The organism is Nocardiopsis sp. NPDC101807 (assembly GCF_044766605.1).
Taxonomy (GTDB): domain Bacteria; phylum Actinomycetota; class Actinomycetes; order Streptosporangiales; family Streptosporangiaceae; genus Nocardiopsis; species Nocardiopsis tropica.
The window spans coordinates 291,419-305,869 of the sequence record NZ_JBIWMK010000001.1; the positions used below are offsets into that span (position 1 = coordinate 291,419).

The 14,451-nt window shown below is 73.2% G+C and carries 12 protein-coding genes; 7 read left to right on the forward strand and 5 right to left on the reverse strand.

The window, feature by feature from the left end; genetic code table 11:
* The first annotated feature begins 120 nt into the window (after positions 1-120).
* From ACIRPH_RS01340 to ACIRPH_RS01355, 4 genes are all read left to right on the forward strand, one after another.
* Positions 121-1,770 carry an OPT/YSL family transporter gene (locus ACIRPH_RS01340; protein WP_402907948.1) on the forward strand — a complete coding sequence of 550 codons (1,650 nt, stop codon included), beginning with the start codon at positions 121-123 and terminating at the stop codon, positions 1,768-1,770.
* A gap of 14 nt (positions 1,771-1,784) precedes the next feature.
* Positions 1,785-2,492: an AroM family protein gene (locus tag ACIRPH_RS01345; protein ID WP_402907950.1), complete on the forward strand. Its 708-nt coding sequence runs from the start codon at positions 1,785-1,787 to the stop codon at positions 2,490-2,492.
* Positions 2,489-3,130 (forward strand): aspartate/glutamate racemase family protein, encoded by a 642-nt coding sequence (locus tag ACIRPH_RS01350; RefSeq protein WP_402907952.1) that lies wholly within the window; start codon positions 2,489-2,491, stop codon positions 3,128-3,130. Before ACIRPH_RS01345 ends, ACIRPH_RS01350 begins: the two co-directional genes overlap by 4 nt.
* A gap of 140 nt (positions 3,131-3,270) precedes the next feature.
* Positions 3,271-4,221 carry a DUF1177 domain-containing protein gene (locus ACIRPH_RS01355; RefSeq protein WP_330158028.1) on the forward strand — a complete coding sequence of 317 codons (951 nt, stop codon included), beginning with the start codon at positions 3,271-3,273 and terminating at the stop codon, positions 4,219-4,221.
* 154 nt (positions 4,222-4,375) lie between these two features.
* On the opposite strand, the gene ACIRPH_RS01360 is transcribed toward ACIRPH_RS01355, so the two are convergent.
* The 3 genes from ACIRPH_RS01360 to ACIRPH_RS01370 form a co-directional block, all read right to left on the reverse strand.
* Positions 4,376-5,314, reverse strand: coding sequence for a serine hydrolase (locus ACIRPH_RS01360; protein WP_402907955.1), 939 nt, complete (start codon positions 5,312-5,314; stop codon positions 4,376-4,378).
* Positions 5,315-6,008: 694 nt separating this feature from the next.
* Positions 6,009-7,274 (reverse strand): pyroglutamyl peptidase, encoded by a 1,266-nt coding sequence (locus ACIRPH_RS01365; RefSeq protein WP_402909434.1) that lies wholly within the window; start codon positions 7,272-7,274, stop codon positions 6,009-6,011.
* Between the two features lie 203 nt (positions 7,275-7,477).
* The gene (locus ACIRPH_RS01370) at positions 7,478-8,212 is read right to left on the reverse strand and encodes an SDR family NAD(P)-dependent oxidoreductase (RefSeq protein WP_402907957.1); all 735 of its coding nucleotides are present in this window, start codon (positions 8,210-8,212) and stop codon (positions 7,478-7,480) included.
* A 148-nt stretch (positions 8,213-8,360) separates the two neighbouring features.
* Here ACIRPH_RS01370 and ACIRPH_RS01375 point away from each other — a divergent pair, with 148 nt between their 5' ends.
* Both ACIRPH_RS01375 and ACIRPH_RS01380 read left to right on the forward strand, forming a co-directional pair.
* Entirely contained in the window at positions 8,361-8,999 is a 639-nt protein-coding gene (locus tag ACIRPH_RS01375; protein ID WP_402907959.1) for a TetR/AcrR family transcriptional regulator, read from the forward strand.
* Positions 9,000-9,407: 408 nt separating this feature from the next.
* Positions 9,408-10,103 carry an alpha/beta hydrolase gene (locus ACIRPH_RS01380; RefSeq protein WP_402907961.1) on the forward strand — a complete coding sequence of 232 codons (696 nt, stop codon included), beginning with the start codon at positions 9,408-9,410 and terminating at the stop codon, positions 10,101-10,103.
* A gap of 386 nt (positions 10,104-10,489) precedes the next feature.
* Here the strand turns inward: ACIRPH_RS01380 and ACIRPH_RS01385 are convergent, their stop codons facing one another.
* Together ACIRPH_RS01385 and ACIRPH_RS01390 are read right to left on the reverse strand one after the other, a co-directional pair.
* A complete protein-coding gene (locus ACIRPH_RS01385; protein ID WP_402907963.1) occupies positions 10,490-11,521 on the reverse strand; it encodes an SMP-30/gluconolactonase/LRE family protein in 1,032 nt (343 codons plus the stop codon).
* Between the two features lie 100 nt (positions 11,522-11,621).
* Entirely contained in the window at positions 11,622-13,439 is a 1,818-nt protein-coding gene (locus ACIRPH_RS01390) for a flavin-containing monooxygenase (RefSeq protein ID WP_402907965.1), read from the reverse strand.
* A 224-nt stretch (positions 13,440-13,663) separates the two neighbouring features.
* On the opposite strand from ACIRPH_RS01390, the gene ACIRPH_RS01395 reads away from it, so the two are divergent.
* The gene (locus tag ACIRPH_RS01395; RefSeq protein WP_267949488.1) at positions 13,664-14,140 is read left to right on the forward strand and encodes a MarR family winged helix-turn-helix transcriptional regulator; all 477 of its coding nucleotides are present in this window, start codon (positions 13,664-13,666) and stop codon (positions 14,138-14,140) included.
* Positions 14,141-14,451: the final 311 nt, after the last annotated feature.

Genomic DNA, 14,451 nt, shown 5'->3' on the forward strand with positions numbered 1-14,451 from the left:
GGCAGGTGAACGGGGGGCAGCCTGTGCGTGACGGGCCGGGGTGCGGCATCCGCGCCCCGCAGGCCTTCGACCAGCGACACTCCGTCCCCGCCGGACGCGAGCCATCCCCGAAGGACACACATGGAACCCTCGGCACACGGTTCGTCCACAGAACCGCAGACTTCGGAGGGCGCGCGCCATCCGCGGGCGTTCGAGCCCGTCGTCGTGATCGTCACCGTCCTGGTGAGCCTCCTCGGAGCGGTCATCGGCATCCACATGATCACGACGCTCGGCGTCTCCCCCAACACGAGCGTCATCGGCGCCGTCGTCGCCATGCTCATCGGCCGGGCCGGGTTCCTGGGGCTGCGGTCCTTCCGTGACACGCACCGGCAGAACCTCGTCCAGTCGTCGATCTCCGGCGCGACCTTCGCCGCGGCGAACTCGCTGCTCACCCCGATCGCCATCCCGTTCCTCTTCGGCCGGCCGGACCTGGTGTGGCCGATGCTGCTGGGGGCGTCCCTGGGCCTGCTCATCGACGTGTTCGTGCTGTACAAGGCGTTCGGCTCACGGTTCCTGCCGGCCGACGCCGCCTGGCCCCCCGGTGTCGCCGCCGCCGAGACCATCAAGGCCGGGGACAAGGGCGGGCGCCAGGCCGCCGTCCTGGTGGGCGGCGGCGTCGTGGGGCTCGGGGCGTCCTTCCTGGGCATGCCGATGTCGGCGGCGGGCATCGCGATGATCGGCAACGTCTGGGCGCTGCTCATGTTCGCCGTGGGCCTGCTCGTCGCCCAGTACTCCCCCGCGGTGATCGGGGTCGACCTCAACGCGGTCTACGTGCCGCACGGCGTCATGATCGGCGCGGGCGTGGTCGCCCTGGTGCAGATCGTCGTCATCCTCGCCGGACGGCAGGGCCGCCGGGAGGCCGAGCGCGAGGCCGCCCGCGAGCGGGCGGCCCAGGACGACCCCTCCCTGGCCTACACGGTCGACCGGGCCACGCTGGGCCGGGCCCTGGGCTCGGGCTACGTCCTGTTCGCCCTGGGCGCCCTCGTGCTCGCGGTCACCGGCGGCATCTGGGCGGACATGAGCTGGCTGGGCATCGTCGGGTTCGTCCTGTTCGCCGCCGTGGCCGCCCTGGTCCACGAGCTCATCGTCGGCCTGGCCGCCATGCACGCGGGCTGGTTCCCCGCCTTCGCGGTCACGCTGATCTTCCTCATCCTGGGCCTGGCCCTCGGCATCCCGGGGGTCCCGCTGGCCCTGCTCGTCGGCTACTGCGCGGCCACCGGCCCCGCCTTCGCGGACATGGGCTACGACTTCAAGGCGGGCTGGGTCCTGCGCCGCGACCGCCGCCCCTACACCGCCTACGAGCTGGACGGTCGCCGCCAGCAGCTCTTCTCCTCCATGATCGGGTTCGCCGTCGCGATCGGCATGGTCGCGCTGCTGTGGCAGGGCCTGTTCGCGGACGGCGCCGTGCCGCCGACCTCGATCGTCTACGCCGACACCATCGAGGCCGGCCTGACCGACCCGTCCGTCCTGCTCCAGCTCGCGCTGTGGGCCGTGCCCGGCGCCGTCGTGCAGTTCCTGGGCGGACCCCGACGGCAGATGGGCGTGCTGCTCGCCACCGGTCTGCTCGTGGCCACGCCCAACGCCGGATGGCTCGTCCTGGCCGGGCTGGCGATCCGCCTCGTGTGGGAGCGCCGCCGCGGCGAGAAGGGCGAGCAGGAGATCGCCCTCGTCGGCGCCGGCCTCATCGCGGGCGACTCCGTCCACTCCGTCGGCACCATCTTCAGCCGCTGAAACCAGGAGGAACCATGACACGCCTCGGAGTCCTCACCATCGGCCAGGCGCCGCGCCCGGACCTGACGCCGGAGCTGACCGCCCTGGTCCCGGAGGCCGTCGTCGTCGAGCGCGGGGTGCTCGACGGCCTCACCCGCGCCGAGATCGAGGCGCGGCCGGTCGCGCCGGACGACCACGCCCTCACCACCCGCCTGGCCGACGGCTCCTCCGTCGTCCTGGGCGAGTCACTGGTCATGGAGCGGCTGCCCGGCGTCCTCGCGGACCTGGAGCGCGAGGTCGACGCGGTGCTGCTCGCCTGCACCGGCGCCTTCCCGGAGCTGGAGCACGCCAAGCCGCTCTTCGTCCCGGACCGGCTGATCGCCTTCGGCGCCGCGGCCCTGCTCGGCGACACCGGGTGCGTGGGCGTGGTGTGCCCCCTGCCCGAGCAGCGGACGGACACCGAGGCGAAGTTCGGCCGCCGCCTCCCCTCCGGGGCGCGCGTCCTCACCGACGTCTGCTCCCCCTACACCGGCGCCCCGGAGGAACTCGCCGCCGCCGCGCGTCGCCTCGCCGAGGGGGGCGCCGACCTCCTGGCACTGGACTGCATCGGCTACACGGAGGAGATGCGCGCCCGCGCGGCCGCCGCCTCGGGGCTGCCGGTGGTCCTGGCCCGGTCGGTCTGCGTGCGCCTGGCTTCGGAGGTCCTGGACTCCCTCGACGCGCGGGCGGGGGTGGAGGCATGAGGATCGGCGTCATCCGGGTGGTCACCACCGACGACGGGGAGCGGCTGGACGACCACGGCCGCGTCATCCGGGAGGAGCTGGGCGTGGACACCGTCTCGCGGTGCCTGCCCGACCAGCCGGACGGGGTGCACGACGACGCGACCTTCGCGCTCGCCTCGGCCAAGGTCGCCGACCTGGCCGCGCGCATGGAGCGCGAGGACGGCGTGGACGCGCTGCTCGTCAGCTGCGCCGCCGACCCGGGGCTGTCCCGGGCGCGCGCCGCGGTCGGCGTCCCCGTCGTCGGCGCCGGGGAGTCCGCGGCCCGCCGGGCCCTGGAACTGGGCTCACGGGTCGGCGTCCTGGACCTGACCACCCGCACCCCGGAGTCGGTCACCGCCGTGCTCGGGTCCGCGCGCGTGGCCGCGCTCGTGCCCGAGGGCGTGCGGCGGACCCACGACCTGGCCACCGGGGCGGGGTTCGCCGCCTCGGTCGAGGCCGCCGAACGCCTGGTCGCCATGGGCGCGGACACCCTGATGTTCGCGTGCACCGGCATGACCACCATCGGCCTGTACGCCCGGCTCGCCGACGAGGTCGGCGTCCCCGTCGTGGACGCCGTCCGCGCCGGGGCGCGGGCCGCCGTACGGGCCGCGGGCGGCTGACGCCCGTCCCGCACAGTCCCGTCGGCCGCGCTCCGGACGCGCGGCCGGCGCCGTCCCGAAGGACCGCCGCGACCGGTGTCCGCACCGGTCGTACCGCCCGACCGGGCCCGGCGGCCCGCCATCGACCGAGAGAGGCACCCATGTCCTGGAGCCACGTCATCGAGACCCACGACCTGCTCGACACCCCGACCGCGGACGGGGCGTCCGTCGCGGAGTACCTGCGCCGCCACGGTGCGGCCGACGGCGAGGTCGCCGTCGAGACCGTCGCGGGCGAGGGGGGGTCCACCGACTTCGTCCGGGTGACGATCCCCGGCACCGACGGCGCGTCGTCGGGCGGGTCGGCCCCCACCCTGGGCATCCTCGGCCGCCTCGGCGGCCTGGGCGCGCGCCCGGAGCAGATCGGCTTCGTCAGCGACGGCGACGGTGCCCTGACCGCCGTCGCCGCGGCCGCCAAGCTCCTGGACATGCGCCGCCGGGGCGACGCCCTCCCGGGCGACGTCGTCGTCGCCACCCACATCGACCCCGACGCCCCGACCCAGCCCCACGACCCCGTCCCGTTCATGGGGTCGGTCGTGGACCAGGACGTCAGCAACCGGCACGAGGTCCTGCCCGCCATGGACGCGATCCTGTCCGTGGACACCACCAAGGGCAACCGGGTGTGCAACCACCACGGCATCGCCATCACCCCGGCCGTGGTGGACGGGTGGATCGTCCGCGTGCCGGAGACCCTACTGGACATCGTCTCCCGCACCACCGGCCGCGCCCCGGTCGTCATGCCGCTGACCATGCAGGACATCACCCCTTACGGCAACGGCGTCTACCACGTGAACTCGATCCTGCAGCCGGCGACGGCCACCGCCGCGCCGGTCGTGGGCGTGGCCATCGTGACCGAGACCGCCGTGGCCGGGTCGGCCACCGGGGCCACCGATCTGCGCAGCGTGGAGACCGCCGTCCGGTTCGCCGTCGAGACGGCCAAGGACTACGGCCGCGGCATCGCGCACTTCGTCGACGCCGAGGAGGTGCGGCGGCTCCAGGACCTGTACGGCAGCATGTCCCACCTGCGCGGCGCGGGCGCGCCCGCCGGTTCCTGAGGGGAGACGGCGCCGCCCTGCCCGTGGGGAGCACGAGCAGGGCGGCTTCCGGGGCCGTGGCCGGTCGCGGTCACGGCCCCCGTGGTCCGGCCCCGCTCGCCCGAACCGCGCCTCGGCTCCGCGTCCACCGTCCAGGAGGTGCGGAGCCGGGGGCTCAGGCCCGGTCGGAGCCGTCGGAGACCGCTTCGGGGGTCCGGGACGGCTGCGACAGGGTGCTCATGCCCTCGCCGGACAGGACGGAGTGCACTCCCGCGGCGACGGACCCGATGGTGTCCACGCCGTACTGCATGCCGTCGTTGCCGTCGGTGAGGACGACGACGTCGTAGTCGCCGACCGGTGTGTCCCGGAACCCGCCGATGCTGTTGATCCGCCAGGTGTCGGTGTTGTCGTAGGGCAGCCAGCCGTTCTTCAGGTAGACCTCGGCGCCCGCCGGCGCCCCGGTGGGCACGCCCCAGCGCTGCTCCTCGACCACGTCGCCCATCAGGCCGCGGGCGTAGGCGCGCTCGTCGGCCCCGAGCACGTCGTTGTCGCTGCCGAGCACGTCGAGCAGGGTCAGCTGGTCACCGACGTTGATCTTCATCAGGCCGACGTACCCCTCGGGGTGCAACTGGGTGTCGTCCATCCCGGCGAGGTCGAGGAAGCCCTGGATGCGCTCCGGGCCGAGCTGGTTGCGGAGCTCCACCGCGGAGTCGTTGCCCGACACGGTGATCATGTCGGTCGCGAGCTCGTGCTCCCGTGCGGTCAGCTCCCTGCCCTCGTCCATGGCCGTGCGCAGGAGCGCGCCGAGAACGACGACCTTGCCGACGCTGGCGGCGTCGAACCGGGTGTCCGCCCCGAGCTCGCAGACGAGGTCCCCCTCGAAGGCGGAGACCCCCACGGCGACAGTGCCCTCGCGCAGGGCGACCTCCTGTCTGATCCGCTGGTCGAGCCGCTCGGCGACCTCGGGATGGGTCTCAGAGGTGCAGACGGGCGAGGGCCCGGTGTCGGCGACGGCGGTCGCGGGCAGGCCGACGGCGAATCCCGCGGCGAGCAGGCCGGTGAGCGCCGCTGCTGTGGCTCGTCGGGGGGTGGCGCTCGTTCGGTCAGCGGACATCGTGTGTCTCCTCAGGATGATCGGACGTTCTGTGATCGGATGTCGGTGGCCACGGGCTTGAATCGGGGCGGGGCATGAAGGGGAACGCAGGCACGACGACCGGCGCGTCAGGAACACGTCTTCTTCACTGGCCCCCGGTCAGCGCCGATGTTCATCTCCGTTTCACCCTCCGGACATCTCACGCGGAGAAGGGGACAGGGAACGACATATAAGCACGCCGAATAAACCGTTGCCCCGGCCACGAATTCGGATTCTCCACCCTTCCACAGGGACCGGAAGAATTTATCAAGGCCTCGCACAGGGACCGACACCGGGGTCTGCATGCCCGTAACCGCAGGGGCTCCGGAGGGAATCACATCCTCCGGAAGGGGGTCCGGGGGAGAAACTCACACCCCTCTCGGAATGCGGTGACACCACTGATCAGGACGGAACGCATGAGCACTCTGCTCCCCGCGCGCACCACTGGTCGATGCCCTGGTGAAACGCACACCTCTTCCTCACGGTGCGCTGCGGGCGGAGCCGTTCCGCTCCCCCGGAGAACGGCCCGGCACGGATCACGTCCGGCCTCACCGTTTCACCGGGGAGTTCCCCTGGTGAACGGCCTGCGAAAAGCGTCGGCCGCCCGGCCCGCCGCGCAGGCGCCATGACGGTCCGAACGGAGGTCCGGGGGCGCGGGGGGCGCCCGCCCCCGGGGTCACGGCCGGACGGCGGCCGCGACGATGGCCTCGACCTGGCCGGAGATCGCCTCGCGGTTCTCCTCGAACTCGGGGTCGGTGACACCGCCGCCGGGTCCGAAGTGCAGGATCGGCGTGTGTACGTGCCCGGCCGGGATGTCCAGGCCGGTGGCGTCGCGCAGCAGGGTGTTGCGGTAGGCGATCTCGTTGGAGAGGTAGTCGCCCCCGCCCCCGGCCCGCGCCTCGGAGCCGGGCGTGGGCCCGTCCGGGCGCACCACCGGCGCGGTCCCGCCCGCCGGGATCTCGGTCACCTGGGTGTTGTCGACCACGGGGAAGGGCGCCCCGCCGGTCTCCCCGATGATGGACGGGTGGTCCAGGGAGGAGTCGGACCACTGCGGCTGGGGGGTGACGGTGGGGACGCCCTCGGGGATGGGGGCCGTCTCCGGCGTGCCGACCGACTCGTTGTCCGCGGCGCCGCCGCGCCAGGCGCCGTTGTGCGCCTCCAGGTCGAACCGGCCGTCCCGGCCCTGGCTGACGGTGATGACCGCGTCGGCCGGGCGGTCGCCGGTGTAGTGCGGCAGGAGGGCGTGCTCGACCATGCCGTCGGTGAAGTCGCGCCAGCGCACCGGGAAGAGCATCGCCTCGACCACCGCGACGCCGTCGCCGGTCTCGATCACCGCTCCGTCCAGGGCGAGGGCGGCCGCGCCGGAGGGGTTGGCCTGGCGGATGTCGTTGTCGAGCCGGAACGGGTCGAACCCGGTCACGACGACGCGGGAGACCCCGGGACCACCGGGGTCCTGGGCGAAGCCGGCGTCGTCCTGGCCGCGGGAGCGGCGGTCCATGTCGGCCACGAGCGCCTCGCGGTCGGCCCCGGTCAGCTCGAAGCCCGGTTCCCAGCGGTGGAGGGCGGAGGTCATGCCGAGCCGCGCCCAGTAGAGCGGCCGGTCGTCCCCTGCGCTGAGGTCCCCCTCGACGGCCCCGGTCCCCCGGACGCGGTCCACCGCCTTGCGCCAGAGCGCGTCGGCGTGACGCCCGACGATCTCGGCCGCCTCGTCCGTGTCGGAGGCCGCGCACAGCTCCTCGGTGAAGCGGTCCACGTCCGCGGCGAACCCGGACCTGTCCAGGATCTCCTGCGGGACCTCCCCGGCGATCCGGGCCTCCTCGACGGTGGCGCCCTCCTCACCCAGGCATGCGGGCGTCGGCTCGGCCTGCGCCGGAGCGGCCAGGGCGAGGGCGGGGGCCAGGATGAGCGCCGAGGCGGCGACGCGGGGGCCCGCCTGCCGGATACGCGCGCCCGCTCCGCTGCGGCTCTGTGACCTGTTCGACAAGATGTCCTGTTCCTTCCGGTCGTTCCACTTCCTGGTGCCACACCACGCTAGGGAACGGGCCGGTGCGGGGCGTCGGCCGGGGTGCCGGGACGGCCGTACCCGGACGCCGGCCCCGCTCCGGCCGGGGGCGACGGAGGCCGGGGGCGACGGCGCGCGGGGCGCTACCCGGCGGTTTCCGGGGCCGGCGGCTCGGGGTGGAACCGCTCGAAGCGGTCGCGCCCGGTGTACATCTCCCAATAGAGCTCAGCGAGGTCGTCGGGGTCCACGAGCGGGAAGTCGGGGCCGTCGGCCGCGTCGAAGGCGGCCCTGGCCGCGGTGGCCACCTCGCTGCGGTCGATCAGGGACGCGATGGTCAGGGCTCCGGCGTAGACGCCCGTGCCGGCCAGCTCGGCGTTGAGGGAGTGCAGGTAGTTGCGGGTGGCCGCCATGACCGGGCCCAGCCCGCTGAGGCCGGGCATCGGCCTGACCGCCGAGTAGCCCTGCGCGAGCAGGAAGACGCCGTCGCCTCGCTCGGTCCACTCCGGCAGTACGGCCCGGACCACCTCGACGGGGGTGAGGAGCAGCAGCGGGACGAGGCCCTCCAGGGTGGCCGCGTCCAGCTCCGCGGCCGGGGTGAAGCCCTGTTCGCCGCCGATCGGCCCGTACTCGACCACGTCGATCCGCCCGAGGCGCTCGCGGATCGCCCCGACGAGGGCGGGCGCGCCGGCGGGCTCGGAGAGGTCCGCGGGGAAGGCGACCGCCTCGATCCCCTCGCCGGCGAGCTCCTCGACGAGGGCGTTCAGCCGGTCCTCGCGTCGGGCCACCAGGGCGACCCGGAAGCCCTCGCGCCCGAAGCGGCGGGCCACGGACACGCCCAGGCCGGTTCCGGCGCCGAGGACGGCGATCACTCTGGACATGGTGCTTCTCCTTGCCACGACAATTAATTGACCATGAGGTCAACTTAACGCCCGACCCTAGCACTTAAGTTGACCCCAGGGTCAATTTGATTCCGCGCGGACATGGGACCATGGAGGCCGCAACACCGAGGCCAGGAGGAGCGACCGGATGCGGGCCGACGCGCAACGCAACGCGGAGAAACTGCGGGCAGCCGCGGCCGAGCTCTTCCAGGAGCGCGGCCTCAAGGTGCCCCTGAAGGAGATCGCCCGCCGGGCCGGTGTGAGCCACGGCACCCTCTACAACCTCTTCGGCACCCGCGAGGCGCTCATCGACGAGGTGGTGGCCGACCTGGCCGCGGACCGGCTCGGCGAGGCCGTCGAGCACGCCCTGTCCCTCGAGGACGCCTGGGAGGGGTTCGCGTACTACGTCGAGCGGGTCTGCGAGCTGCAGGCCACCCACCCCGCGGTGGCCGACGTGGTCAGCGGGCGCTATCCGAACTCCGGGCGCCTGATGGCCATCTGCGACCGGGCGCTGGAGGCCGGCACGCGGATCATCGAGCGCGCCCGGCGGGCCGGGGCCGTCCGCCCGGACTTCACCGGCGAGGACCTCATGCTCGTCTTCGGGACCAACGCCGTGCTCTCCCGTGCGGCCGCGGACGCGGACGCCGCGCCCGACGTCTGGCGCCGCGGGGTCGCCTTCCTGCTCGACGGCCTGCGCGCGGAGGCCGCACGGGGACCTCTCCCCCGCCCCCCGCTGAATCCGCGGCAGACGTACGAGGTGATGGGCGGGCTCGCCGGCACGCGGTAGCGGGGCGGCCGGGCGTCGGCACCCGTCCGCGAGTCGGTCCGGCTGCGGCCGCCCGGTCCGCGTGTCCGGCCCCCGAGCGGCCACCCGGCCAACAGTGCGCGGATGCGAGTCCCCTCGCTCCGGCAGCCGGACACACACCCGGAAGAGAATCGACCGCGACCCCGACGTGGGAAAGGCCCTTGTCCGGCTGTTCTCACGTGCCATGAGCGGGATCTCCATGACCGCCGAGCAGTAGCCGAACGCGCTGACGCCCGAGGAACGCCGAGCCCCCGCCCCGGGCCCCTGCGAGGCGACCGTCCACACCGCGGCCGTCGCCCCATGGCGGTGAGCGGGCCCGTCCGGAAACAGGCGTTCTGCCGTCGGCCGACACGGTCGCGACACCGACGGCCCGGGCGGCAGGATCGTCACATGCAGCCGATCTTCGTTCTCGTGCACAGTCCGTCCGTGGGCCCCTCCACCTGGCACCCCGTGGCCGAACACCTGGCAGCGGCGGGACACCGGGTGCGGGTGCCGTCCCTCCTGCGCATCGGCGCCGGCGCCCCGCCCTTCTGGCCCCGCATCGCGGACGCCGTCCGCGAGGACCTGCGTCGGGTCCCGGCCGGCAGTCCCGTCACCCTGGTGGCGCACAGCAACGCGGGCCTGTTCCTCCCGGTGGTCCGCGCAGGCCTCGACCACCCGGTGACCGGATCGGTCTTCGTCGACGCCGCACTGCCGGCACGGACCGGCCCGATGCCCGTCGCCCCGCCCGAGGTGCTGGAGTTCCTCCGCCCGATGGCGGTGAACGGCACACTGCCACGCTGGACCGACTGGTGGGAGGAGGCGGACATCGCAGCCCTGTTCCCCGATCCGTCGGTACGGCGGACCGTCACCGAGGAGCAGCCCACCCTGCCGCTGTCCTACTACGAGCAGCACGTCCCGGTTCCCGACTCCTGGGAGGACCATCCCTGTTCCTACTTGCAGTTCAGCCCCCCGTACGACGGCCTCGCCGCCGAGGCGCGCAGACGCGGCTGGCGCGTGGCGCGCCTGCCCGGCGCGCACCTCCACCAGCTCGTCGATCCCGCCGGCACGGCCCGGCACCTCGTCGAACTCGCCACGGCGACCTGATCCGCTCCCGGTGCACGCCCAGGGTCGCGGCGTGAGCTCGCGGACGGCTGCCGGCCCGGGACCGCCGGGACATCGGGCGCCCTGGCACCGCACGGCGGTGACCCGACCGGCGACCGGGGCGGCGGGGCGGAACCTCCGACGCGGGTCCCGTGGGCCATGAGCCGTCGACCACCGCGTGGGGGTCACCTCCAGCCCGCGCGCGGGTCCCGTTCCCGCCTACGTCCGTGGAGCGCGTCGTGTCCGCCATGGCCGCCTCCGATGTCGATGTGCCCTCCACCGTCGCTGCCCGCACCCGGTTCCCGGGAAGCCCGACCGGGCTGAGGGACCCGCCAACGGCGTGCGGGCCGGGGCCTTCGTACGAAGGCCCCGGCCCGCCCCTGCGGGGGTCAGCCCCCGTTGGACTGGCGGATCCCCTCGCCCAGGGCCTCGAACGAGTAGACGAAACCGCCGTCCTCCCCGCTCACGGTCATGTACGCGTCGGTCGTGCCCGGCGCGATGGCGACGTTGGTCGCCGACTCCAGGCCCTCGGCGTCGTCGGAGGGCACGCTCACCGTCGCCAGGTGCTCACCCGTCGAGCTATAGACGAAGATGCTCGGCTGGCCGTGGACCGCCTGGTAGAGGTTGCCCTCGGCGTCGACGGCGATGGAGTCGATCCGGCTCGTGCCGCCGTCGAAGTGGAGGGCGGCGTGGGAGGTCACCACCGAGGTCCCGTCCTCGTCGAGCTCGTAGTGGTCGACGCGGTTCGCGGCGTACTGGCCGACCCAGAGGCCGCCGAAGTCCTCCCTGAACGAGATGCCGTTCGGCGCCGGGAGCCCGTCCGCCAGGACGGTCGCCTCGGCCGTCTCGCCGTCGATCCTGACGACCCGGCCCCGGGGCTCCCAGGCCGGATCGCCGAACCCGGTCGAGTCGCTGACGTACATGTTCCCCGCCTCGTCGAAGGCCAGGTCGTCCGGCTGCATGGGCGTCCCGTCGACGTCCCCGGAGAAGAACGTGGTGTGGTCCTCCCCCTCCGGGGTGATGCTGTCGATCCTCCCCCCGGCGAAGTCCGTCAGGTACAGCCGGTCGTCGAGCGGGCTGAACTGGGCCGACGTGTACGCGCCGTCCTCGTTGGTGAAGACCGGTTCCACCTCGGCGGAGCCGGTGTCCACCCTGAGCACCTTGGGCTCCCCGGCGGGCGCGGTGACGTCGACGACCAGGAGGCCTCCGTCGGGGGCGAAGGTCGGCCCCTCCAGGAGGGTCATCCCCGTCTCCTCGTGGACGGAGGTGACCTGGACGAGCAGCTCGGCCGTCCGGTCCCCCTCGCCGTCCGTGCTGGTGGCGGCGGCGTCGGCGCAACCCGTCGCCGCGACCGCGAGGACGAGTGCCGGAAGCGCACGGGCGACCACCACCCGTAGCGTCCTGAGGCCGTGCGGATCCATACGTTTCTCCCTTGTCAGCGGGGCGGGACGCCGGTCGGCGCCCGTGATCGTCCGGAGCGGGCGGCGGACGTGCGTTGACCGGCAGCCGCCGCGGCTCCGGCTACGGCTTCGCGCCCAGGACGTCGCCGATGCTGGTCCTGCGCCAGTCCGCGAGCAGCCGGTGGAAGGCCACGGGGCCGGGGCTGTACGAGGACCCGCCGTGGACGCCGGCCCCCTCGCGGTTGTAGTAGCCGGGCGTGCACTCGGCCTGGAACGCGGAGTTGTCGTGCGCCGTCTCCCGTACGGTCCGGCCCCACTCGTCGGCCGCCTCCTGCGAGGGTTCGACCACGGGAACGCCGCTCTTGCGGGCCTCCGCGACGACGGCGGCGATGTGCTCGGCCTGCTCCAGCAGGATGTGCGCGAAGTTCACGGAGTTCGCGTTCTGCAGCGAGCCCAGGTGGAAGAGGTTCGGGAAGCCGTTGCTGTAGAAGCCGTGCAGCGTGCTGGGCCCGCGGCCCCACGACTCCAGCAGCCCCCGCCCGCCGCGTCCGCGCACCGGCAGCGTGCCGGACACGACCCCGGAGCGGCCGACGTCGAAGCCGGTGGCGAAGACGACGCAGTCGACGGGGTACTCGGTGTCCCCGACGACGACCGAGTCCTCGGTCATGCGCGTGATGCCGCCGTGGTCGGCGGTGTCGACGAGGGTGACGTCGGGCCGGTTGAAGGTCTGGAGGTAGTGGTCGCTGAAGCAGGGCCGCTTGCACATGTAGCGGTACCAGGGCTTGAGCAGTTCGGCCGTGGCCGGGTCGTCGACGACCTCGTCCACGCGGGCCCGGATCTGGTTCATCTTCCGCGCGTCGACGAGTTCGTCGATCCTCTCGCGCTCCTCCGGCGGGAGGCTGGTGTCCAGCGCACCGGTGATCATCTTGCGCTGGAGCTGCGCCGTCGACGTCCAGCCGTCCCGGGTCAGGTCGGTCCCGACCCGTTCGCCGGAGACGATCGCGAGGAAGTTCTCCATGCGCTCGCGCTGCCAGCCCGGGCGCAGGGACGCCGCCCACTCCGGATCGGTGGGCCGGTTGTCGCGCACGTCCACCGAGGAGGGGGTCCTCTGGAACACGTACAGGTGCTGCGCGTCGCGCGCCAGGTGCGGGATGACCTGGACGCCCGTGGCCCCGGTGCCCACGACCGCGACCCTCTTGTCCGCGAGGCCGTGGAGGCCGCCCTCCTGGTCGCCGCCCGTGTAGCCGTAGTCCCACCTGCTCGTGTGGAAGGTGTGGCCCCGGAAGGTCTCGATGCCCGGGATGCCGGGCAGCTTCGGCTGGGTCAGCGTGCCGGACGAGGTGATGACGAACCGGGCGCGCATGCGGTCGCCGCGGTCGGTCCCGACCACCCACTCGTCCGCCCGCTCGTCCCACTCCAGGCCGGTGACCCGCGTGTGGAACAGCGCGTCGCGGTACAGGCCGAAGGTCTCGGCGATCGCCACCGCGTGCCGCCGGATCTCCTCCCCGGGGGCGTAGCGCCACCTGGGCACGTACCCGACCTCCTCCAGGAGGGGCATGTAGGAGTACGACTCGATGTCGCAGTGGATGCCCGGGTAGCGGTTCCAGTACCAGGTCCCGCCGAAGTCGCCCGCCTCGTCCATCATCCGGAGGGACTCGACGCCCGCCTGCCGCAGCCGCGCCCCGGTGGTGAGTCCGCCGAACCCGCCGCCGATCACGAGCACCTCCACGGTGTCCGTCAGCGCCTCGCGCTCGGTCCGCGGTGTGTACGGGTCCTTCGCGTAGTAGCCGAACTCGCCGGCGGCCGTGCGGTACTGGGTCGCCCCGTCGGGGCGGATGCGGCGGTCGCGCTCCCGGGCGTACCTGGCCCGTAGCGCCTCGAGGTCCACCTCCTCGATCCGGTCGTCGATGTTCGAGGTCCCGCCGGAGGCTGTGGTCATGTGCCGTCCTCACTTCGTTGCCGACGTGTCGCAGCGGGGCGGCGGGCGCGGGGACGGAGGACCTCGCGGGGGCGGCCGTGCCGCCCGCCGGGGCTCCGCGGGGGATCGGGGCGTTCGTCACACGCTGCGACGGAGGTGTCTGTGAACCGTGCTCAAAAAGGTTAGCATCGTCCTAAGTATTTGAGTCGGGGGGTGGCCCGCGCGCGGCGATCTATCATGGCGGTATGCCACGAGAGGTGACTGAACAGGGCGAACACGAACGCGAACGCATCGTGCACGAGATCCAGACCCTGAACGGATCCATGGAGGAGGCCGTACTGACCGCCCTCCTCCAGAACCTGCTCTCGATGGACCTCACGATCCAACAGCTCAAGGTGCTGATGATCCTGGTCACCACCGAGGAGGGGGCGACGGGGAGGAGCCTGTCCGCCTCGTTCGGCGTCTCCATGGCGTCGATGTCCGGCCTTCTCGACCGGCTCGTGGGCCAGGGCGTCGCCACGCGTTCGACCGACCCCCACGACCACCGCGTCCGCCGCGTCCACGCCACCCCCCTCGGCACCTCGGTCGTACGGCGCCTGGCCGTGGCGCGCCCGTTCCGCAGGGACATCCTCATGGGCCTGCGCATGGAGGACCTGCGCGCCCTCGAACAGGGCTTCCGGGCGGTCAGCGAGCAGATCTCCCTCATGGGCGAGCGGGACTGACCCCCTCGCGGGGCACACCGGACGCGGCGGGGCCGGGGCCCCGAGCCGGCCCCGGCCCCGCGCTCCGCCCGGTGGCGGCCGGGACGGGGTGGCCGGGGCGGGGTCGCACGCGCAACGACCGGTCCTCCGGGCCGCCGCGCACACCTGCCCTCTTTCCTTCGTGCCATACACCGATTAATTCGACCAGCAATATACACAAGAAGACCGATTTGTTCTTGAGTCGAATCCAGGCAAAAAACGGACGGCTCGAAATTTTCGCTCTTTCGGGCGACCGCACCGCTTGCCGGAGCCCCCGTCCGACCGTCGGATCC

What these genes read in the sequence shown, in the direction of transcription:
- ACIRPH_RS01340 (WP_402907948.1), top strand. Translation starts at nt 121, where the DNA reads ATGGAACCCTCGGCACACGGTTCGTCCACAGAACCGCAGACTTCGGAG.
- ACIRPH_RS01345 (WP_402907950.1), top strand. Translation starts at nt 1,785, where the DNA reads ATGACACGCCTCGGAGTCCTCACCATCGGCCAGGCGCCGCGCCCGGAC.
- ACIRPH_RS01350 (WP_402907952.1), top strand. Translation starts at nt 2,489, where the DNA reads ATGAGGATCGGCGTCATCCGGGTGGTCACCACCGACGACGGGGAGCGG.
- ACIRPH_RS01355 (WP_330158028.1), top strand. Translation starts at nt 3,271, where the DNA reads ATGTCCTGGAGCCACGTCATCGAGACCCACGACCTGCTCGACACCCCG.
- ACIRPH_RS01360 (WP_402907955.1), bottom strand. Translation starts at nt 5,314, where the DNA reads ATGTCCGCTGACCGAACGAGCGCCACCCCCCGACGAGCCACAGCAGCG.
- ACIRPH_RS01370 (WP_402907957.1), bottom strand. Translation starts at nt 8,212, where the DNA reads ATGTCCAGAGTGATCGCCGTCCTCGGCGCCGGAACCGGCCTGGGCGTG.
- ACIRPH_RS01375 (WP_402907959.1), top strand. Translation starts at nt 8,361, where the DNA reads ATGCGGGCCGACGCGCAACGCAACGCGGAGAAACTGCGGGCAGCCGCG.
- ACIRPH_RS01380 (WP_402907961.1), top strand. Translation starts at nt 9,408, where the DNA reads ATGCAGCCGATCTTCGTTCTCGTGCACAGTCCGTCCGTGGGCCCCTCC.
- ACIRPH_RS01385 (WP_402907963.1), bottom strand. Translation starts at nt 11,521, where the DNA reads ATGGATCCGCACGGCCTCAGGACGCTACGGGTGGTGGTCGCCCGTGCG.
- ACIRPH_RS01390 (WP_402907965.1), bottom strand. Translation starts at nt 13,439, where the DNA reads ATGACCACAGCCTCCGGCGGGACCTCGAACATCGACGACCGGATCGAG.
- ACIRPH_RS01395 (WP_267949488.1), top strand. Translation starts at nt 13,664, where the DNA reads ATGCCACGAGAGGTGACTGAACAGGGCGAACACGAACGCGAACGCATC.